This is a genomic window from Neobacillus muris (assembly GCF_943193175.1).
In the GTDB taxonomy this organism is placed as follows: domain Bacteria; phylum Bacillota; class Bacilli; order Bacillales; family Cytobacillaceae; genus Neobacillus; species Neobacillus muris.
Genome location: NZ_CALPDF010000002.1, coordinates 222844 through 244372, shown reverse-complemented (window position 1 = coordinate 244372; position 21529 = coordinate 222844). Strand labels below are relative to the sequence as shown.

The window sequence follows — 21529 nt, the reverse complement described above, 5'->3', positions numbered from 1 at the left end:
TCATGAATCAACTTGTTCACCGTGCTTATAACTTTAACGCTGGACCCTCTGCCCTTCCCCTTCCTGTCTTGGAAAAAGCCCAACAGGAACTGATTGATTTCCGAGGTACGGGTATGTCTGTGATGGAGCTAAGCCACCGTAGTGCTGCCTATGAAGACGTACATAACCAAGCCATCAGACTGTTAAAAGAGTTGATGGCGATTCCGGAAGACTATGAGGTTGTCTTCATACAGGGCGGTGCTAGTCTGCAATTCTCAATGGTTCCAATGAATTTTTTAAAGCCTGGACAAAACGCTGGGTACATTATGACAGGTTCATGGTCAGAAAAGGCCCTTTCGGAAGCCAAATTATTTGGAAATCCCTATCAAGCGGCCAGCACAAAGGAAAGCCAGTATCGCCGCATCCCTAGTTTGGATGAACTGCAATACAATCCCGATGATGCCTATGTACATTTAACATCCAACAATACCATTTATGGTACGCAATGGCAAAAATTCCCTGACACTAGAGAGGTTCCACTGGTAGCAGATATGTCCAGTGACATTTTTTCCAGGCCATTTGACGTCAGCAAATTTTCATTAATTTATGCGGGCGCCCAAAAAAACCTTGGCCCTTCAGGAGTAACCGTTGTGATGATCCGGAAGGACTTGTTGGAGAAGGCAGAAACCAAGGTTCCTACCATGTTAAAATATAGCACTTATGTTAAAAATAACTCCTTGTACAATACCCCGCCCACCTTTGGCATTTATATGCTTGGTGAAGTGTTAAACTGGGCCAAAGGAATTGGAGGAATCGATGAGATAGCCAGAAGAAATGAAGAGAAGGCCCAATTAATTTATAATGCTATCGACCAAAGCAGCGGTTTTTACCTTGGACATGCTGAAAAAGACAGCCGTTCCTTCATGAATATTACTTTCCGTTTAAAGGACGAGGAATTAGAGAAAAAGTTCTTGGCTGAAGCGAAGAAGGAAGGATTTATCGGAGTAAATGGCCACCGTTCAGTTGGTGGATGCCGGGCTTCCACTTACAACGCAGTGCCATATGAAGCATGCAAAGCGTTCAGCGAATTCATGGTTCAATTCCAAAGGACAAATGGATAACAAAAGGTAGACACAGCCAAGCCCTAACATAAGGCTTGGCTGTGTCTTTATTTGGTTTCTAATTTTTTCCCCAGCGCGAGTCCCGCCTGATTGAAAACGAACACAAGGATGACACCCATCGGTATGCTCCACCAAATCATTCGCCAATCAATGAACTCCTCACTCAGTGTGAAGTGAAAAAAATAAACGGAAAAGGGGATTACCAAGAAAATGGATGTCACGACACCCGGTGTATACCTCTTGAAAAACAGGCATTGTCCGATATGGCTAAAAGAATGGAGAAACAAAATCGTTACCACTGAAAGAATTCCAAGAAGCGTCCAATTCTCCCTCAAGCCAAAGACCGCCAAAAACGTTACAATCAAAATCCCGATATACTCCACTAATACGGCAAGTGCAAACCCTGCTGTGTGCCTTGGAAAAATACGGTTGATGTAGGAATGAAACCTTTTTGGCACTGCATGAAATAGTTCCTTTTCATTTTTCTTGAACCAGCTCTCGACAGTAATAATCTCCTCAAAATCATGCAGGATAAAAATGCTGGCCACCATCCAAATCAATACCGTGATAGTCATCTTATTTCGCCTCCTAAAATTTGAGTGTTCACTCAGTTTTTTCGCAAAAAAGAAAGGAATTAGCTTAATCCCTTCAAAATGATGTCCGTTATAATCTTAATAAATTGATCACACTCAGCCATTGCCGATTCTTTTATTCTATCACCCAAAAGGCCATATGCCATTAGACTGGAAAGAAGCATCGATGCTGCTGCAGCCATTCTTTGATCATCCACTTCTAAATTAATAGCATTTTTTAAAAGCGCGGCAGCCTGGTTCGTCATGGAACTCATAAGGCTGGCCACTTCCCTGCTAACCTCACGATTTTGAGTCATTTCCGGCGACCAAATAAAGGATAAAAAGTGCTTATTTCGGGATAAAAAGTCCAGATAAAGATGCCCAAATTTGAATAAAGCTTCCTTTGGATCTAATTCCTGAATGTTTTGCATTTCCTCTTTGATCGATTCAACAAAGGAAAATTGCCGGGTCAACTCCTTTAACAGGCCATTTTTATCCTTAAAATAATAAAATAGCAGTCCCTCTGCTGCCCCGCTCTTCGATGCAATTTCCTTAGTGGTCGTGGCACTGAAGCCTTTTTCACTAAATAGTTCGAGAGCCGTTTGGAGAATTTTTTCTTTCTTAGCTGTCACAAGCCCAACTCCTAATACTTAGTCCATTTTTTGAGTATATACTCAAATTATCATTATATTCCATAAAATGTCAAGGGTTTTTGTCCTCATGCAAAAAAACTGGCCCCATTACATTGGAGTCATCATTCATACTTGCGGTTATATTTTATAAAGCCTCGTTGCCGTATTTAAACCTCATCCCCCGCCAAGTCCGGAAATGATAATGCCAAAACAAGCTGTAAACAACAGAATATTAAGTCCCAAACCAATGAGAGCCCCTTGAGCTAACCGTTTCTTCCCTTTGGCAAAACTGACAGCTGGTATGATCAAGAGAGCCAAGACTGCTACTATCAAGTAGATGAAAAATAAATAAGCTGCCGCCAAAAGAATGACTAAACCCGCCAAGTAGATGCCAATGGTTATGCCTATTCCAATCCATAAATCCTTTAATGACCCATTTTGATTCATTTCCATCCCTCTTTTGTTTTATAGATAGACCGAATACACTTGCCTATTCAATAACCGGCACTTTTCGATCCAGCTCAGCCTGGATTTTTTTTAACGCCAGTTCTTTATCATCCCTGTAAAACAAATTATAGGTATCAAACGGGATGATCCGGCCATCAGGGTGGGCGATGTGGACACAGGATTTTTTGACGGAACGAACATCAAAATTATAGGCATCCAAAAACTGCATGATGATCACCCGAAACACATTATCATATCCAATCTTGGCCGGCATCGAAACCTTTGGCAGGCAGCACAGCAAATCCTTTAAGGAGCCGGCTGATGAATCCGGTGAATGATTCAAGGAAAATAGTGAAAACATCTTAGTTTTGATCGTGTCATCCTGTTCAAACACAATCGTATTCCGATCTCCCTCCAATAATATGTTTGGGTCAATAAGACCGGTCAAAGGAGTTACCTCCCCATCCAGTTTCAGGGCATAGCCCATAGCAAGACAGTCCGGATGGCACGGAACAGGAATCATATCCTTCGCATGAAACACATTGGACTGGTCAATAATCATCTGCCGGACTTCACTTAAGGTTAGGCGATTGACTGCCGGGTCATATTCCTCCAGTCTGCCTGCCGCTTGAATCGGCTGGAAGGTAACGCCGCGAACACACTTTTGCTGCAAACCGTATTGAATGATTTTTCCTACTTCATGGTCATTTAGCCCTTTTTTCAGTGTAGCCACCAAAGTAGTAGAAATGTTAAACTCATTAAGATTCTCGATGGCTTTTTGCCGGATGTCCCTTAAATCCACCCCTCTTAACTCCTCAAGTGCCTCTTTTTCAAAGCTGTCGAATTGCAGGTAGATTTCAAAACCGGGTAAATATTGCGATAGGCGCCTGACAAATTCCTTATCGGTGGCAATGCGCAGGCCATTAGTATTCACCATGATATGCCGAATAGGCCGTGATTTTGCCATGTCGAGGATCTCGAAAAATTGCGGGTGGATGGTGGGCTCCCCGCCGCTGATTTGGACTATATCTGCCATCCGTTCATTCTTAATGATGTTATCTAGCATAAATTCAATACGATCTAAACTTCTAAACGTTCCTTTTTGTGGAGAGGATTCCGCATAACAGATCGGGCACTTCAAATTGCACCTTTCAGTGATTTCCAGCAAAGTCAAACAGCTGTGTTGTTCATGATCGGGGCAAAGTCCGCAGTCATAGGGACAGCCGTATTTGATCGGGGTGTTCCAACGATATGGCATTTCCGATGGTTTGATGAACTCGCGGCACCACTTATAATACTCCACATCCGTTGAAATCAAAACCCTTTCCCGTCCATGCTGGAGACAATTCTTGACTAAGTAGACTTTTTCCTCTTCGATAATGACCTTTGCTTCCACCTTTCTTAGGCAGGTGGAACAGATGCTGTTCGTTAATTCATAAAATAAGTAGGGACGGTTAGGCATAGAATTCTCTCCTCTTTTCTGTTTGTTTTTTATGTATAAGCCAGATGTAGTAGATGATTCCTAGTAAACTAGCAACTTGAATATTATTAAGCAGCCAATACGGGTGAGGTGTTGGCTTGATAAAATCAATCAAGAAGCGGAAAAATAGGTAACTTATCATAAAAAGTTGAAATAGCAGACCCTCCCACCCCAAGTTTTTCCGTTTGATTTTCATGAGAATCATGGCAAGTGCACCTAGGAATACGATTTCATAGAGCTGGGCAGGATGGCGCTTAATGCCATCTCCAAAATCGACGCCCGTTATCAAATGGGTTGCCACCCCATATGTATGATCATCTAACCCTGTTAAAAAGCAGCCGATTCTTCCAATCATCATTCCTACGATGAGCGGCAGGACAAAATCATCACCTGTAGACCGTTTCCAGCCAATCATTTTTTTAGCGATTTCTACTCCGATCAAACCTCCCAATAAACCGCCAACAATCGTTTTACCCTCGATAAGATAAATAAGATGATTCCAATTTTCCAGTGTCTTTGCAGGACTTTCAAACCAATACAGCAGCTTTGAACCAATCGCAGCGCCTAAGATGGCACCAACCATGACCCAAAGGGCCAAATCCATGGGGATTCTTTCTTTACTGCGGGTATAGAGATAGACTCGGAAGCCAATAAAATAGGCCAGCGACTCAAATAACCAATGTGGATGAATCCCGAATATATAGAAAGGATAATGCAAGATAAGTCCCCGCCTTCCAAAAAACGATGATGTTTTTTATCATTATAAAGGAAATATTTATCATTAATAAGATTATTTTCAAAAATATTAATTTATTTCCTTAACTGCTTTTTAGTTAAATTTCGATACACCCGATATCCTTTCCTAATTCCATCCACAATAAAAAAAGGGATCGGCGGATGTAACTTAAAAAGGAAGGGCAGATAAATTTTGTAATAAGCTTTTTTTAAGTCATCCCACTTTCTGTCATAACCTTGCTTATAAAAATCGGACACATCCACAATATAGCCCCTGCCCTTATGCATAACTACATTTTTGCCATGGACATCATAGGGGTTCAGTCCAACAGACCTGGCATAGTTCAAACCCTGGTCGACATCATGAATAACAGTTTCCGGAATCGGCCAGCCCTTCACAACTGCATCAAACAGAGTGATGCCTGGAATTCTTTTCAGGACAAGATAATGTTCGCCATAATCATGCAGGACAGAGAAGGCTGGATGGGCTCCTAACTTCTGATAGACTTTAATTTCCTTGATTATTTCTTCATGGCTTCTGCCATAGACCTTCACAACATATTGCGGATAGGAGGGATGTGCAAAGACACCCGCGTAATTTCCTTTCCCAATAGTTTTCCAACTATTAGATTCGTTCCGTATCAATATTGGCTCAAAAGGACGATCGGTTATTAAATGAATATGGGGAAGCAACTCTTGTTCTATCAAATTTAAAAACGGCTTCATCTGCATTTGCACACCTTCTATGCTTCAAGTACAATGTTATCGTTCCTTATAGGAGGCAACCCATTTTTTAGTCCGAATTGCCTTTCCAAGAAAATATGGCTAATTCTTGGAAATAATTCCTTTATATTTATCCGGTTTGATTATACACTTATAGGTAAGATTTCAAATATAGAAAGGTGATCACATGAGTTTCCCTACCCTAGAGACACAGCGTCTGAAATTAATCGAAATCACCCCCCGTCATGTAGACAGCATTTTTGAAATATTATCATTCGAACAAGTAACCCAATATTATGGCACTGACCGGTTTGTCCTGCAAGCAGAGGCTGCAAAACTAATTGAAATGTTTCGGAAAAACTATGCAGAAAAACGCGGGATCCGCTGGGGAATCAAATTGAAGGAAAATCAAAGGATTATCGGGTCCCTTGGCCTTAACGGACTTCAGTTGAAAAATAAACGGGCTGAAATTGGGTACGAACTGCATCCCGCCTATTGGCAAAATGGATATACTTCTGAGGCCATTGAGGAAGTACTTCGCTACAGCTTTGAAGAGCTTGATTTATATCGGATTGGTGCCGTCGTTTACCCGGAAAATGTTCCTTCACTCAAGCTTCTTGAAAAATTCGGCTTTACAAAGGAAGGTTTGCTGAGAGGCTACTTTAAACAGCAGGATCAATTTCACGATACCTATGTGCTGTCATTATTAAAACCGGAATGGGAAAAAAGAGGATGACTCAATGCAGCATCAAACTAAATCACCTCCTGAGATGTTCGTTTATCCTGGAAGGGTGTTTTAAGATGATCCATATAATTTGAGCCATCCTGGTTCTTATTCCTTAAAATACTCCTTAAATTCTTTTAAATTTTTCGTTTCTCCTTCTTGATAATAGGGATTTTCTTCAGTCGGTTCTTTCGGATCTAAATTGGTCTTAATGACTAACATCGGACTGGAAGGACGATCCGCAATCATTCTGTCAGTCAGTTCCTGAAAATCAGTCAGTTCCTTATTGCCAGGGTTTTTTGGTTCCACATGAACACCTCCTGATAATAGGTTGCTGATTTCCCATTTGAAACATTCATCAAATTTGCCGAAGGATTCGTTTCCTTTTGAACAAGAAAAAAACTAGGAAGCAATACCTCCTAGTTCATGTTATTCTTCTTCTCCGCCAACTAAGAAATCCGGATTAAGCTCTTCGAATTCTTCGTCGTCTACATCCATGCCCCAATCCTCATCCTCGTCTTTGCAGCCCTCTGGATTAATTCGCACACAAACTTTAGTTTCGCCGATTACCTCCACAAGGAATTCCCTTTCAACGTGGACGATGATTCGATTGCCGTTCGGGGAGATGATTGCTTCTGTACAATTAGGCTGCTGCAGTACACGGGCAACAATTTCATTGTCATCCAGACAGTCTTGGTCACGATACTTTAACTTTATAACATCAGTATATTGGACACGTTCAGTAACCACTTCCGTTTTGGTATTTTCGTTAAAGGAATACCAAACGTTGATGTCATAGGAGCCGTGTATCTCTACTGTTTTGCCGACTTTTTTTGCGCTGTATTTATGGTTGATAATCCAGCAGCCAAGAATGCTGGTTGGATTATGCGCCGGGCTAATTGTATGATTGGACTGGGTGAATTTCCGTCCTTTCGCTACTACGGCCTTGGTAATTATCTCTCTGTATTCTCCCATTTCGCGCGTACCCTCCTCATTTCTGTTTCATTTCATCCTATGCGAATGTCTAGGTTAGTGTGATATCTAAACTATAATTCCTGGATAAATGTTAATTCATGATTCATAGTATGCTTAAAATTTAGGTATGTGCCTTATTGGACTCGATTTGCCCACCTGAACTTCATTTACAAAAAAAGAAGCCATCTCATGAATTGAGACAGCTTCTTTCCCTATTTAATGTTTGTAATGATGGCCATCGTCGTGGCCGCAGGCTTCTGTACCATTTTTTAAACTGGCTCCTGTTTCCCCACGCAGCAGGTCTCCGCCTGTTGAAGCAATAATTTCATCCGTTACGGTATTTGAGATGGTTGAAGCAATGATTTGAAGTAATTCATTCACTTCAAGCTGCGATTGCTTAAACTCTTGTACGACTGGAATCTCGTCTAACTCCTGTTCAATTGAAGCAATTTTTCCTTCCACCTTTTTTAGTGCTTCATATTTTCCATAATGCTGGAGGTTCACAGCTTGCTTTTGTAATCCTTTAATGTCGGCAATCAAAGTCTTCACCTTTGGATTTTCATGAATATGTGCTTCAGCTCGCTTGAAAAAATCCACTTCTTCTGTTTCTGCAATCATGCGGGCCAATTCCCGCGCCGATGCAACGATATCGTCTTTTGTATACTTCGCCACCTTATTTCACCTCTGCTGCTTCTAATTCTTCCACCATTTCTCCGTTTAATGACCATGTTTTGGCTTCGATAATTTTCACTTTCACAATTTTTCCAATGGCTGTTTTTGGTCCTTTAAAATTGACAAGTTTGTTCTTTGTCGTGTATCCGGCCAGGACATCAGGATTATTCTTGCTTTCCCCATCAACAAGAACTTCCACCATCTGCCCTTCATATTTTTTCATTGCTTGTGCCGACAACTCATTAACAAGATTATTTAACCGCTGCAGGCGCTCTTTTTTTACTTCCAATGGAACATTATCTACCATTTTAGCAGCCGGTGTGCCCTCTCGTGGTGAATAAATAAACGTGTAGGCTGCTTCAAATCCTACTTCGCGATATAAAGACATGGTCTCTTCAAATTGCTCATCTGTTTCATTTGGATAGCCAACAATAATATCAGTAGATAAAGCCACATCTGGAATAGCTGCCTTAATTTTTCTGACAAGTTCCAAATATTGTTCTCTAGTATATTTTCTCGCCATTATTTTTAACACATCAGTAGAACCTGATTGTACTGGCAGATGAATATGGTCCATCAAATTGCCGCCCTTTGCCAGAACTTTAATTAAGTGATCATCGAAATCCCGCGGATGGCTTGTGGTAAAACGAATTCTAGGAATATCGATTTTTCGTAATTCTTCCATCAAGTCACCAAGACCGTATTTTATGTCATCAAAATCTTTCCCATAGGCATTAACGTTTTGGCCAAGTAATGTAACTTCCTGGTACCCCTGTGCTGCAAGATGACGAACTTCTTGAATAATTTCATCCGGACGGCGGCTGCGCTCTTTGCCGCGTGTATATGGGACAATACAATACGTACAGAATTTATCGCATCCATACATGATATTAACCCATGCTTTAATATTCCCACGACGGACTTTCGGAAGGTTTTCAATAACATCCCCTTCTTTAGACCATACCTCAACGACCATCTCTTTTGACAGATAAGCTTCGTTTAGGATATGTGGCAGGCGATGAATATTGTGTGTTCCAAAAATCATATCAACATGGTGATAAGTCTTTAGAATCTTATTAACGACTGACTCTTCTTGAGACATACAGCCGCAGACGCCTATCAAGAGATCAGGGTTTTCCATTTTTAATGCTTTTAAGTGGCCAAGCTCTCCAAACACCTTGTTTTCGGCATTTTCACGAATCGCACAAGTATTTAGAAGAATGACATTGGCGTCCTCGGTGCTATCGGTAGGCTCATAGCCAAGTGCCAGGAAAATTCCCGCCATAACCTCTGTGTCGTGCTCATTCATTTGGCAGCCATAGGTGCGGATGTAGAACTTTCGTCCATCCCCCATGCCGCGGAATTCCTCCGGGATGGAAAAATCATTGTGATATTTTACTTCTTCTTTACCGCGTTTTTTAGCATCTTTTAATGAAGGAGCCGTAATGACTCTTTCAAAATACTTGCTGTAATCCTTTTCGGATTTTTTGTCCGAAGAATTAGCTTGTTGTGAATCTAACCTCTGTTTCTCATTCATTTTATTCAATCAATCCCTTACAATTATTGAGTTTTCATGAGTTTGTTTTTATAATCTTCAACCCTTCTATTATAAGGCAGGATTATGTCAAACTCAAGTTGATTTCATTACCTGCAAGCGGTAATCACCTAGTTTTACCGTTCCCCTCCCTTACAATTAGAAAGCCACAAAAATAACCCTTTCCCATGTGGGCTAGAGTATAAGTAAATGGGGACAAATGGATAAGGTTTTTTTTTATGAAGAAACCAAGGAAATGATGTGCCAGATAGCCTGTGAGTGGTCAGGAGTACCAGTTCAAGAAAACGAAATAAAGAATCTGACGAATGATTTAGGGGCAATGTTCGAATCAGCTGGTGCAGTTGGACCAAATCATTGGATGGGAAGAAATGCACGAAATAGTGTAGAAAAGTGGATTGGTGAAATTATTGAAAAGGTTCGTAATGGAACATTAATTCCACCCGAAAATACTGCATTATACATATTTGCCATGCACCGCGATTCAGAAGGGAATTTTCTTGACACTGTAACCACTGCTGTAGAAGTAATCAATATATTAAGACCAATAGTAGCAATAGCTATATTTATTAACTTTATTTTGTTAGCATTGCATCATTATCCAGAAGAAAAAGAAAAACTTAAATCGGGAGATGAAAAATATACTCAAAAGTTTATTCAGGAAGTTCGTCGTTTTTATCCCTTCTTCCCGTTTGCCATGGCACTTGTAAAAAAGGATTTTACTTGGAACGGTTATAAATTTGAAGAAGGTACATTAACTTTATTGGATATTTACGGAACTAATCACGATCCTAAAATTTGGGAAAATCCTGATTTATTTTATCCTAATCGTTTTGCCAAATGGGATGGAAATCCTTTTGATTTCATTCCACAAGGTGGCGGTGATTACTATATGGGGCATCGTTGTGCAGGTGAGTGGGTAACCATTGAAGTCATGAAAGTTAGTCTAAATTATCTTGTTAATCAAATAGATTATGAAGTTCCCGAACAAGATTTAAGTTACAGCATGGTCAGCATGCCAAGTATTCCCCATAGTAAATTAATTATCAAAGATGTGAGGAAGCGGACATAATTCAAAAACTCAAACCATACTTTTGAAAAATACAAAAGGAAATCCGTTTCATTGGCTTCCCGTTGCGGAAGTCTTTTTACACATAAAAAAGGAGAAAACCTCTCTTTGTCGAGAAGGTACTTAATCCACCGTTTGAAGAGTGGTGGCAGTATCCTCTAATTCAATCTAAAAAAAATCCCGGATAGCCCGGGATTTTTTTGGTATTATTAAACAAATTCTGAAACTAATTTATCAAAATAGGCTTGATCAAGTGAGAGGCCGGCTTGAGTTAATGGAGCTTCTGAATAGCCATGAACCAATTCTTGATAAGACTTCCGCTCAGTATTTTGATAAATAAGCCCTGTTACTAAGCCATTATGTTTCATTAATGTTTGCATAGCGGCTTCACGATTGCTAGGGTCATAGCCTTCCACATCGCTTAATTTCGTCAAGTTTTCTTTAAACCAATCATATGTGTTGACCTTATTGTAAGTTACGCAAGGGCTGAATACGTTAATTAAAGAAAATCCTTTATGCTTGATTCCAGCCTCGATTAGTGCTGTTAAATCCTTCAGGTCTGTTGAAAAGCTTTGTGCCACAAAAGTTGCACCTGCAGTCAGCGCTAATTCCATTGGTGAAATGGCCTGCTCAATGGAACCGGCAGGAGTTGACTTCGTTTTGAATCCTGCTGCAGAACGTGGAGAAGTTTGACCTTTTGTTAAACCATAAATTTGATTATCCATAACAATATAAGTAATATCAATATTACGGCGGATTGCATGAACCGTATGTCCCATACCGATAGCAAAACCGTCACCGTCACCGCCTGATGCGATCACTGTTAAATCACGATTAGCCATTTTTACACCTTGTGCAATTGGAAGAGAACGGCCATGGATTCCATGGAAACCATAAGAATTAATATAACCGGAAATACGTCCTGAACAGCCAATACCAGAAATGACCGCTAAATTTTCTGGTTCTAAGCCTACATTTGCAGCTGCACGTTGAATTGCCGCTTGTACAGAGAAGTCACCACAGCCAGGGCACCAGTTAGGTTTCACATCATTTCGAAAGTCTTTAAAAGTGGCCACTTAGAACAACTCCTTACATTTTGTATAAACTTCATGAGGCAAGAATGGATTACCGTCATATTTCGTATGATTCACTATTTTATCAGCATGTCCTACATTCATTTTTAGGATATTTGCTAATTGTCCAGTTGCATTATTTTCTACCACAACCACTTTTTTCGCTGCTTGGATCAGTGGAAGAACTTCAGCCGTTGGGAATGGGTGAATGAGACGAATGTGGGCATGGTTTACTTTCAAACCATCTTGCTCAAGACGTCCCATCGCTTCCTCAATTGCCCCACGGGTAGAGTTAAAGCCAACAAATAAAACGTCAGGATTTTCGTGTTTAACATTTTTATAGACAGGGGTGTTAAAACGAATATTCTTAAGTTTACGCATCCGCTTATCCATTTGTGCCTGGCGATTGGCAGTGGTTTCAGAAGGTTTGCCTGTCTCAGCGTGTTCTACACCCGTTACATGGTGGATCCCATTTTTCATGCCAGGAATAACACGTGGCGAAACTCCATCTTCTGTTACCTCATAACGCTTGAAATAACCCTTTGCTCCAAGGTCAGGAAGTTCACCTGTTACTAGCTTGCCGCGTCTGATTTCTACTTTAGAGAAATCAAGAGGTTCTACTGTTTGCTTGCCTAATGATAATTGAAGATCAGATAAGACGATGACAGGACATTGATATTCTTCAGCCAGGTTAAAGGCTTCAGCCGTATCATAGAATGCTTCTTCAACAGTACTTGGCGCCATAACAATTTTTGGGATTTCCCCATGTGTACCGTAAATCATTGCCATTAAGTCTGATTGTTCTTGTTTGGTTGGCAATCCTGTCGATGGACCGCCACGTTGGGTATCAACAATGACAAGCGGAGTTTCTGTCATTCCAGAAAGACCGATAGATTCCATTTTTAATGATAATCCAGGACCTGCAGAAGCAGTAAGAGCGCGAATGCCGGCGTAGTTGGCTCCAATAGCCATCGTGGCAGCTGCAATTTCGTCCTCAGTTTGAATCACTGTACCGCCAAGATCCGGAAGCTTTTTAATTAAATATTCCATAATTTCTGAAGCTGGAGTGATTGGATATGCAGCCATGAACCGGCAACCTCCGGCAATAGCTCCAAGCGCAATAGCGTCGTTTCCGATCATGAACATCCGTTTTTTGCCATCTGCTTTTTCCAAATGCATTGGCTGAATGCCTGCCTCAAGATTTGCCTTCATATTTTCGTAGCCTGCTTTAATGGCCTCCATGTTTTTAGCTACAACCTGCTCGCCTTTTTTACCAAAGATTTCACGGACCACTTCTTCGAACACATGAATATCCAAATCAAGAACGGCAGCAGTTGCCCCAATGGCAACCATGTTCTTCATTAAGGATGTGCCAAGTTCAGTAGCAATTTCAGTGAATGGCACCGCATACATTGATGCTTGCGCATCTTCTGGTTTGACAGGATTAAATTTGGAATCTGCTAGGATTAATCCTTTGCTATGAAGCTCTTTGTAGTTTAAATCAATAGTTTCTTGATCAAATGCAACTAGGATATCGAGATCATCAGATATCGAACGTACTTGTGTTGTGCTTACTCTGATTTTATTGTTGGTATGTCCGCCTTTAATACGAGATGAAAAGTGACGATAGCCATACAAGTAATATCCCAGGCGATTCAATGCAATAGCAAAGATTTCCCCAGTACTTTCTATACCTTCCCCTTGTTGTCCGCCAACTTTCCACGAAAGTTGATTGATCATATCTTACACCCCTTTGGATATGTAAAAAGTTGATTGAATCATGTTAAGTGTAGCATCTTCCATAGTGAATCACTAGAATTATGGCTTATGATGAAAAGTCAAAAAACTAGAATAATGGAGAGGTACTAAACGCTTTCAATTCTAGACCTATGTACAGAAAATTGCAACCCTTTAACTCAAAATATTGTCTAAAATATGAATATTTTTTTATTATTTAAAATGAACGTTTTTTTCAAATGAAAAGTAAGCTTATTTTCTATGAAAAACTGTTTATTTTTGTCAATTATAAACCACATTTCATCAAACGGCTTAGGCTGGTTTTGTAATGAAAACGCTTAAATCTCTTATTTTAATATAGCAATTTTATATTTCTAGTATTTTTATTTTACCCATTAAGTACCATTAAAGGAATTGAACACAAAAACACCTGCTTGTATAAAACAACCAGGTTTGAAAGTGTATTTCCAATTTTCCGCGATCAGAATTTACTAAGCTTTTATCGCGGTTCTACAATTAATTTTATAGCTGTGCGTTCTTCACCGTCGATTAGGATATCGGTAAACGCAGGGACACATATTAAATCCACTCCGCTAGGCGCTACGAATCCTCGAGCAATGGCTACTGCCTTTACGGCTTGATTTAATGCACCCGCACCAATCGCCTGTATTTCTGCCGCACCTCTTTCACGCAGAACTCCGGCAAGTGCACCAGCTACAGAATTAGGATTAGATTTTGCTGAAACCTTTAATATTTCCATTCCTAGCTCCTCCTTGTAAAATCCCGATTCCGCATGAGCAGTTTCATGAACCAATCAGGTATATAACATTCCACTGCTACTATATTCGGCGCACAAAAAACATATTCCAGCTTGGACAAAAAAAAACCAAAACAAAAGCACTAGTCTCTTCATTTTCCAATTCATTAAGCATGAAAAAGAGCAAAGGGATGGCCTTTGCTCTAAGAATAAAATGGATGATCGTCATTAATGAGGATAGGCTCTATTTTTTTCGCCAGGCCGGTTTTTTGGTCTAATTCAATGCTGACAGCACTTAATTGATTCCTGCCTCCCTCCGCTACCTCAAATCGGGAGGGCAGGCTGGTTAGAAAACGTTTCAACACTGCTTCTTTTTCTACCCCTAGAATCCCATCATATGGCCCTGTCATGCCTACGTCTGTCAAATAAGCTGTACCCCCAGGCAATATGCGATGGTCAGCCGTCTGAACATGCGTATGGGTCCCAACCACAGCTGAAACTCTGCCATCCAGATACCAGCCAAGCGCCTGCTTTTCACTCGTGACCTCGGCATGAAAATCAACAAAGATAAACGGTGTTCTGGTTCTGGCTGCTTCAATCAGTTCATCCGCTTTTCGGAAAGGGTCATCAATAGGATTCATGAATGTCCTTCCTTGTAAATTAATGATGGCAGCCTCTAAATGATTCAGCTTTAAAAAAATCATTCCTTGGCCAGGAGTATCTTTTGGTAAATTAGCCGGACGAGCCAAATATTTGGCATCATTAATAAATTCAAATATGTCCCGATTATCCCAAGAATGGTTTCCAAGTGTAACGGCTTGTGCACCTTGTTCTAAAAATTGCCTGTAAATTTTTTCTGTGATGCCTTTGCCGCCAGCTGCATTTTCCCCATTGATGATAGTGATATGGGGGCGATATTTTTCTTTTAACCTTGGCAGATATTCTTTCACCATGTCTCTGCCAGGTGAACCTACGACATCACCGATAAATAGTAAATTCATATTTACGACCTTTCAAAAAAGTATTGTTAGTAATAGTTTTTCTCCGAAAACAGGCGAATAATCCTCAGAGGACTGCTGCTCTGTTTTTTGGATGCTTGCTTTTATCTCAAATTTAAAAAGCGGTGCATATGCACCGCTTATTTTGCGTATTCAACAGCTCGTGTTTCACGGATGACCGTCACTTTAATATGCCCTGGATAATCAAGCTCTTCTTCGATCCGTTTGCGAATATCGCGCGCCAATCGATGAGCTTGCAGGTCATCAACCGCATCTGGTCTTACCATAATGCGAATTTCACGTCCAGCCTGAATTGCGAAGGATTTTTCAACGCCCTCAAAGGATTCAGAAATCTCCTCAAGCTTTTCAAGACGGCGAATATAGTTTTCAAGCGTTTCACTACGAGCACCAGGACGTGCAGCTGATAGGGCATCTGCAGCTGCAACTAAAACGGCAATAATCGAGGTTGGTTCGGTATCACCATGGTGAGAAGCAATACTGTTGATGACAACAGGATGTTCCTTATATTTCGTTGCAAGTTCCACACCGATTTCTACATGGCTTCCTTCCACTTCATGGTCAATCGCTTTTCCGATGTCATGGAGCAGTCCAGCCCGCCGTGCTAACGTTTCGTCCTGACCTAGTTCGGCTGCAAGCAAACCCGATAACTGGGCAACTTCCATCGAGTGTTTTAACACATTCTGGCCGTAGCTGGTCCTGAATTTCAATCGGCCGAGAATTTTAATTAAATCAGGATGGAGTCCGTGCACGCCGACTTCGAAAGTGGTTTGTTCTCCCACTTCACGAATGTACTCATCCACTTCGCGTCGAGACTTTTCAACCATTTCCTCGATGCGAGCTGGGTGAATCCGTCCATCTTGCACAAGCTTCTCAAGCGCTAAACGGGCGGTTTCCCGGCGAATCGGATCAAATCCTGATAGAATGACGGCTTCCGGTGTATCATCGATAATTAAATCGATACCCGTAAGTGTTTCAAGCGTACGAATGTTACGTCCCTCCCGGCCAATGATCCGGCCTTTCATTTCATCATTTGGAAGGTTAACGACCGAGACGGTCGTTTCCGCAACATGGTCAGCAGCGCAACGCTGGATTGCTAACGAAAGAATCTCTTTCGCTTTTTTATCAGCTTCCTCTTTCGCACGATTTTCGTTTTCCTTAATCATTACTGCCGTTTCATAAGAAAGTTCATTTTCTGTCCGGTCAAGTATGATTGATCTTGCTTCTTCACGGGTTAAGCCCGAAATTCGTTCGAGTTCTGTCTGTTGTGTACGCACCAACTCGTCCACTTTGCTTTCCATCTCTTCAATATGCTGTTGTCTTTGATTTAGAGAATCATCCTTCTTTTCTAAAAGAATTTCACGCTTATTTAACGTTTCATCCTTCCGGTCTAAATTCTCTTCTCTTTGCAGTAAACGGTTTTCTTGTTTTTGCAGTTCATTTCTTCGTTCGCGAACCTCACGTTCCGCTTCAGTACGAAGCTTGTGAATTTCGTCCTTTGCCTCAAGCAGTGCTTCCTTTTTTAATGTGTCAGCATCACGCTTAGCATCTTCCAGGATTTGCTCTGCGGCATTTTTTGCCCCTGCAATTTTAGCTTCAGCAATGGATTTACGAATAAAATAGCCAACAACGGCACCGACGATAAGGCCAAGCAAAATGGAGATGATGAGTAAAAATGCTTCCATCGTTACACCTCCTCTTGCTATGAACTTTTGCTACATTTTTTAAGTGTCGGCATGTACATTGTTTAGACTCAACATACAGCAAGCACTAAGGCTTTTCGAATTGTATTTTGACAAAAATGTAAAATATACATATTAATTGTAAAGGTGGGATAATACATTGTCAAGGTTAGTCCTGAAACCATTTTGAAATATTTCGAATATCATAAAATTATTTTCATCTTTTTTAAGATACAGAATGAATAAATTTGCTTTTATTCGAATAAAAATTCAAATTATAAAAAAGAGCAAAACCTTCCTATTGGTTTTGCTCTTAGGATATTAATCCAGTAACTCAAACTGCTCGTCATCATCCGATTCTACAACGGTTTTATCCCCATCTAATCCGTAATGTTCACGGATTTTAGTCTGGATCTCTAGACGAATATCGGGATTTTCCCTGAGGAATAACTTCGCATTCTCACGGCCCTGACCTAGTCTTTCATCATTGTAGGAATACCAAGCGCCACTTTTTTGCACAATATCGAGTTCGGATCCCATATCGATGATTTCACCTTCTTTGGAAATGCCTTCACCGTACATGATATCCACTTCAGCAGTACGGAAAGGAGGAGCAACCTTGTTCTTCACTACTTTCACTTTTGTCTTGTTACCGACTATATCATTGCCTTGTTTTAGCTGCTCCGCACGGCGGACTTCAAGACGGATAGTGGAGTAGAATTTAAGGGCACGCCCTCCTGGTGTCGTCTCAGGGTTTCCAAACATGATTCCAACCTTTTCACGAATCTGATTGATGAAAACAGCGATTGTTTTTGATTTGTTGATAGCTCCTGAAAGTTTACGAAGAGCTTGCGACATTAAGCGGGCCTGTAAGCCCACGTGAGCGTCACCCATTTCGCCTTCAATTTCAGCTTTTGGCACTAAGGCTGCTACAGAGTCGATAACAATAATATCGATTGCACCGCTTCGAACCAATGCCTCTGCAATCTCAAGCGCTTGCTCGCCTGTGTCTGGCTGGGACAGCAATAATTCATCAATATTTACACCTAATTTTTGTGCATAAGCCGGGTCCAGGGCATGCTCAGCGTCAATAAACGCTGCTTGTCCGCCTTTAGCCTGTACTTCTGCAATGGCATGTAACGCTACCGTGGTCTTACCGGAGCTTTCTGGACCATAAATCTCGATGATCCGTCCGCGCGGATATCCTCCTACTCCAAGTGCCACATCAAGCGCCAGCGATCCGCTTGGGACGGTTGATACTTTCGTTTCGGCCTGCTCGCCCATCTTCATAATGGAACCTTTGCCGAATTGTTTTTCTATTTGCTTTAGCGCCATTTCTAAGGCGGCCTTTCGGTCTGACACAAATAGTTCCTCCCTTTATCTAAAAATTAATTTTTTGGCTTCTATCAATGTAAAAATAAAACCTATTAATAATATAACCTCTTTTCAACCATTTGTCGAGAAAAAACACGAACATTCATTCGACCTTTTTCAAGCCAAATATATCCCTTAAGATGACAATAATGCCCCTTATTTCAGTCTTTTTATCGCCGTTCAGCTAGTAAAAGCATATTATCCTAAATTGTCAGAAATATACTTAATGCCAAAAATGAGGCAGTCCAAAAACAAAGAGGTCAGACACCACCCCGCAATATATAGAAGTTTTTTGAAAAAACCATTCTATATATTGGCCTAGGCGTGGAGTCAGACCCCTTAATGGACAGCCCGTTCCTTCAAACGCTTTAATATCAAATAACAACCGTATTTCACGGAACGGAGCCTGACTTGGTCTCTCGTGCCGCTTAACGTCAATTTTTCCACAACGGCTTGCCTTCCCTTTACGGCAATTCCAATATAAACTGTTCCTGCCGGTTTCCCTTCCAATTCACCTGGTCCCGCTACACCCGTAAAACTCACTCCAATATCCGTATTAAATATCGCGGCAATGTTTTCTGCTAATTCCCTGGCACATTGTTCACTGACGGCACCGTATTGCTTAAGGGTTTCCTGCTTTACTTTGACAGCCAGATGTTTGATTTCATTCGAATAACACACCACTCCGCCTTTAAACAGCGAACTGGCCCCTGAAATGGATGTCAGCTCCTGCTGGAACATACCTCCGGTTAAACTTTCAGCCGCTGTAATGGAAAGCCTGTTTTCTTTTAAACACTTCACTAATTCGGCCATAAGCGAGGTTTGATCATATCCATAAAGGAATTCACCAACCCTGTTGGCAATTTTCGTTTCTAGCTCATCCAGCATTGATTCTGCAATATTTCTATCCGCATGCTTTGCCGTCAGCCTTAAAGTCACTTCCCCATCACCGGCAAGCGGAGCAATCGTCGGATTGGTTTGGGCATCAATTAAATCAATTATTTCCGTCTCTAATGCAGCCTCCCCAATTCCAAAGAAACGCAGCACTCTCGAAACAATTTCTTCCTTTGTGCCCGCCTGAAGTGAAAGTGCTCCAATGCCATAGTCTAGAAACATCGGCTCCATTTCTTTTGGAGGTCCAGGCAGGAGCATATAAATATGGTGATCCTTTGACAACACCATCCCGGGTGCCATGCCATGATTATTCGGAAGGACATCTGAACCTTCAATAACGAGCGCCTGCTTACGGTTATTCTCTGTCATTACCCGGCCCGAATTTTTAAAGTACTCTTCAATGCTGGCTAACGCCGTTTGATCGATTACGAGCTCTCTTCCAAGATGGCGGGAAATGGTTTCTTTCGTCAAATCATCTTTAGTCGGGCCAAGTCCGCCTGTAAAAATGATGATTTCCGACCTTTTTTCAGCGATTTCAATGGCTGACTTTAGCCGGTCTTGATTATCCCCGACGACAGTATGAAAAAACACATTAATGCCAGCCCCAGCTAAATGCTGAGACAAAAATCGTGCATTTGTATTGACTATTTGGCCCAGTAAAAGCTCGGAGCCAACCGCGATAATCTCAGCATTCATATCTGACACCCCTATTTAGAGTTTTTAAACACATGGCTGTTTTTAGCAAAATAATCCCAGCCAGACCAAATCGTAAAGATGAGCGCGACCCAGAGGGCTAATAAATCAAATCGAAAAGGAATCATGGTAAAGAGTATATTATGTAATAACAGCGCTGAAATCGCGATAATTTGCGCCCAGGTTTTAATTTTCCCCAGCATGTTGGCCGCAACTACCTCACCCTCACCCGCAAGCAGGAGACGAAGGCCAGTGACGGCAAATTCTCTACTGATAATAACAATAACAATCCATGACGGGGCAAAACCCAGCTCCACTAGAACAATTAGTGCTGACGACACAAGCAGCTTGTCGGCAAGCGGGTCAAGGAATTTCCCCATATTGGTGACGAGGTTATACTTTCGTGCAAGATGGCCATCCACCCAGTCTGTGGTGGAAGCCAAAATAAAAATTAATGCTCCGGCAAAATGGGTAACGGGCATGCTTGCGCCTAAAATTTTCACATCTCCCCAATCAAACGGAACCAGCATAATGATCAAGAATACAGGGATTAATAATATTCTTGAAACAGTAATTTTATTCGGTAAATTCATACATTTTCCTCCTAGTTGAAAACAAAAACATAATTAAAAAAACGGATGATTTCTCCATGCGAAAAATAGTCATCACTGGATGACTATTCGGTCTTCGGAACATATTGAATCGTAATGTTCTGACGAACCACTTCATTCGGCGCTACAGCATACTCAAGCTTTTGGTCATTCACATAAATCTCCGTATCAACGGCACGCCCCACCACAATAACAGCCTCTTTTTCTGTTGATAAATCCACTGTTTGGGTTTCCGCAGCACCTGCTGTCAGCATTCCTTGAAAGAAAGATTTGCCTAGTCCATTTTTAATGCTGACCCAGCTTTGGCCTTTTGAAACAAGCTTCACGACAAATTTATCTGCGTTATTTAGCGAGTAAGTGGAATTCTTTCCGCTGCTTTGCACGACAGCTAATTCTTGCTTAGGCGCTTCTGCGGCAGGCGTTTTTTCAGTTTCTACTGATTTTTCTTCATCAGTTTTCTGGTCATCTTGTTTACTGGAGCCGCTTTTTCCAGTTTGTTCATTGGCTTTTTCATCGTTTTTTGCTTTCTCAAGATTTTCTGATTTAACTAATTTAACCTGCTCATTATCATTCCTGACCGCTTCATTTGTATCTTTATTAGCGTAGCTGGAAATGAAATAGTAAAACAAACTGGCCACCCCAATGACAAAGACGCCGATTAAAATTTTCGGCAATATATCAAAAACTTTCGAATTGCTCCGCGGGATCGATTTATGAGTCCTCACCCTTGATAATTGCTGCGGCAATTCCTCATTGTAGGAAGCTGGAATTTCACTTTTATAGGTTTCAAATATCTCATCAGGATTTAACCCCAAGGCTTCGGTATACTGCTTAATAAAGGCGCGCACATAAAAGTTTCCAGGCATGCTGGAATAATTCCCTTCTTCGATACCCACCAAATAACGTTTTTGTATTTTTGTCATCGATTGCAAGTCATCTAAGCTTAATCCTTTGGCTAAACGGGCTTCTTTTAATCGATTCCCTAATTCAGTCACCTATTAACACCTTCCA

22 protein-coding genes are annotated in these 21529 nt (G+C 41.1%); 3 read left to right on the top strand and 19 right to left on the bottom strand.

Annotated elements, in window-relative coordinates; translation table 11 throughout:
* Window positions 1-2 precede the first annotated feature (2 nt).
* Window positions 3-1100 (top strand): 3-phosphoserine/phosphohydroxythreonine transaminase, encoded by a 1098-nt coding sequence (serC, locus tag NFS43_RS02580; protein WP_251549201.1) that lies wholly within the window; start codon window positions 3-5, stop codon window positions 1098-1100.
* A gap of 47 nt (window positions 1101-1147) precedes the next feature.
* Here the strand turns inward: serC and NFS43_RS02575 are convergent, their stop codons facing one another.
* From NFS43_RS02575 to NFS43_RS02550, 6 genes are all read right to left on the bottom strand, one after another.
* Window positions 1148-1675: an HXXEE domain-containing protein gene (locus NFS43_RS02575; RefSeq protein WP_251549200.1), complete on the bottom strand. Its 528-nt coding sequence runs from the start codon at window positions 1673-1675 to the stop codon at window positions 1148-1150.
* Between the two features lie 59 nt (window positions 1676-1734).
* Window positions 1735-2304, bottom strand: coding sequence for a TetR/AcrR family transcriptional regulator (locus NFS43_RS02570; RefSeq protein WP_251549199.1), 570 nt, complete (start codon window positions 2302-2304; stop codon window positions 1735-1737).
* A 174-nt stretch (window positions 2305-2478) separates the two neighbouring features.
* A complete protein-coding gene (locus NFS43_RS02565) occupies window positions 2479-2751 on the bottom strand; it encodes a hypothetical protein (protein ID WP_251549198.1) in 273 nt (90 codons plus the stop codon).
* Window positions 2752-2794: 43 nt separating this feature from the next.
* Window positions 2795-4213, bottom strand: a complete 1419-nt coding sequence (locus tag NFS43_RS02560) for a radical SAM protein (RefSeq protein WP_251549197.1) — start codon at window positions 4211-4213, stop codon at window positions 2795-2797.
* Window positions 4206-4949, bottom strand: coding sequence for a prolipoprotein diacylglyceryl transferase (locus NFS43_RS02555; RefSeq protein WP_251549196.1), 744 nt, complete (start codon window positions 4947-4949; stop codon window positions 4206-4208). The genes NFS43_RS02560 and NFS43_RS02555 overlap by 8 nt, the downstream gene beginning before the upstream one ends.
* Window positions 4950-5041: 92 nt before the next feature.
* Window positions 5042-5698, bottom strand: a complete 657-nt coding sequence (locus NFS43_RS02550) for a protein kinase family protein (RefSeq protein ID WP_251549195.1) — start codon at window positions 5696-5698, stop codon at window positions 5042-5044.
* Between the two features lie 178 nt (window positions 5699-5876).
* Here NFS43_RS02550 and NFS43_RS02545 point away from each other — a divergent pair, with 178 nt between their 5' ends.
* Window positions 5877-6425: a GNAT family N-acetyltransferase gene (locus tag NFS43_RS02545; protein ID WP_251549194.1), complete on the top strand. Its 549-nt coding sequence runs from the start codon at window positions 5877-5879 to the stop codon at window positions 6423-6425.
* 96 nt (window positions 6426-6521) lie between these two features.
* Here NFS43_RS02545 and NFS43_RS02540 read toward each other — a convergent pair whose 3' ends face one another.
* The 4 genes from NFS43_RS02540 to miaB form a co-directional block, all read right to left on the bottom strand.
* Window positions 6522-6722, bottom strand: coding sequence for a hypothetical protein (locus NFS43_RS02540; protein ID WP_251549193.1), 201 nt, complete (start codon window positions 6720-6722; stop codon window positions 6522-6524).
* A gap of 120 nt (window positions 6723-6842) precedes the next feature.
* A complete protein-coding gene (locus NFS43_RS02535; RefSeq protein WP_251549192.1) occupies window positions 6843-7388 on the bottom strand; it encodes an outer spore coat protein CotE in 546 nt (181 codons plus the stop codon).
* Between the two features lie 216 nt (window positions 7389-7604).
* Entirely contained in the window at window positions 7605-8060 is a 456-nt protein-coding gene (locus NFS43_RS02530; RefSeq protein ID WP_251549191.1) for a YlbF/YmcA family competence regulator, read from the bottom strand.
* A gap of 1 nt (window position 8061) precedes the next feature.
* Complete coding sequence (gene miaB / locus NFS43_RS02525; protein WP_251549190.1) at window positions 8062-9597, bottom strand: tRNA (N6-isopentenyl adenosine(37)-C2)-methylthiotransferase MiaB; 1536 nt, start codon at window positions 9595-9597, stop codon at window positions 8062-8064.
* Between the two features lie 217 nt (window positions 9598-9814).
* Between miaB and NFS43_RS02520 the strand changes: the two genes are divergently transcribed.
* Window positions 9815-10684: a cytochrome P450 gene (locus NFS43_RS02520; RefSeq protein ID WP_251549189.1), complete on the top strand. Its 870-nt coding sequence runs from the start codon at window positions 9815-9817 to the stop codon at window positions 10682-10684.
* Between the two features lie 206 nt (window positions 10685-10890).
* On the opposite strand, the gene NFS43_RS02515 is transcribed toward NFS43_RS02520, so the two are convergent.
* From NFS43_RS02515 to NFS43_RS02475, 9 genes are all read right to left on the bottom strand, one after another.
* Entirely contained in the window at window positions 10891-11757 is an 867-nt protein-coding gene (locus NFS43_RS02515; protein WP_251549188.1) for a 2-oxoacid:ferredoxin oxidoreductase subunit beta, read from the bottom strand.
* Window positions 11758-13494 (bottom strand): 2-oxoacid:acceptor oxidoreductase subunit alpha, encoded by a 1737-nt coding sequence (locus NFS43_RS02510; protein ID WP_251549187.1) that lies wholly within the window; start codon window positions 13492-13494, stop codon window positions 11758-11760.
* A gap of 496 nt (window positions 13495-13990) precedes the next feature.
* Entirely contained in the window at window positions 13991-14251 is a 261-nt protein-coding gene (gene spoVS / locus NFS43_RS02505) for a stage V sporulation protein SpoVS (protein WP_038541258.1), read from the bottom strand.
* A 200-nt stretch (window positions 14252-14451) separates the two neighbouring features.
* Window positions 14452-15249, bottom strand: a complete 798-nt coding sequence (locus NFS43_RS02500) for a TIGR00282 family metallophosphoesterase (RefSeq protein ID WP_251549186.1) — start codon at window positions 15247-15249, stop codon at window positions 14452-14454.
* 137 nt (window positions 15250-15386) lie between these two features.
* Window positions 15387-16949 (bottom strand): ribonuclease Y, encoded by a 1563-nt coding sequence (gene rny / locus NFS43_RS02495; RefSeq protein ID WP_251549185.1) that lies wholly within the window; start codon window positions 16947-16949, stop codon window positions 15387-15389.
* A gap of 318 nt (window positions 16950-17267) precedes the next feature.
* Window positions 17268-18308 (bottom strand): recombinase RecA, encoded by a 1041-nt coding sequence (recA, locus tag NFS43_RS02490; RefSeq protein WP_277613890.1) that lies wholly within the window; start codon window positions 18306-18308, stop codon window positions 17268-17270.
* 351 nt (window positions 18309-18659) lie between these two features.
* A complete protein-coding gene (locus NFS43_RS02485) occupies window positions 18660-19910 on the bottom strand; it encodes a competence/damage-inducible protein A (RefSeq protein ID WP_251549184.1) in 1251 nt (416 codons plus the stop codon).
* 11 nt (window positions 19911-19921) lie between these two features.
* Window positions 19922-20500, bottom strand: a complete 579-nt coding sequence (gene pgsA, locus NFS43_RS02480; protein WP_251549183.1) for a CDP-diacylglycerol--glycerol-3-phosphate 3-phosphatidyltransferase — start codon at window positions 20498-20500, stop codon at window positions 19922-19924.
* 83 nt (window positions 20501-20583) lie between these two features.
* Window positions 20584-21513: a helix-turn-helix domain-containing protein gene (locus tag NFS43_RS02475; protein ID WP_251549182.1), complete on the bottom strand. Its 930-nt coding sequence runs from the start codon at window positions 21511-21513 to the stop codon at window positions 20584-20586.
* Window positions 21514-21529: the final 16 nt, after the last annotated feature.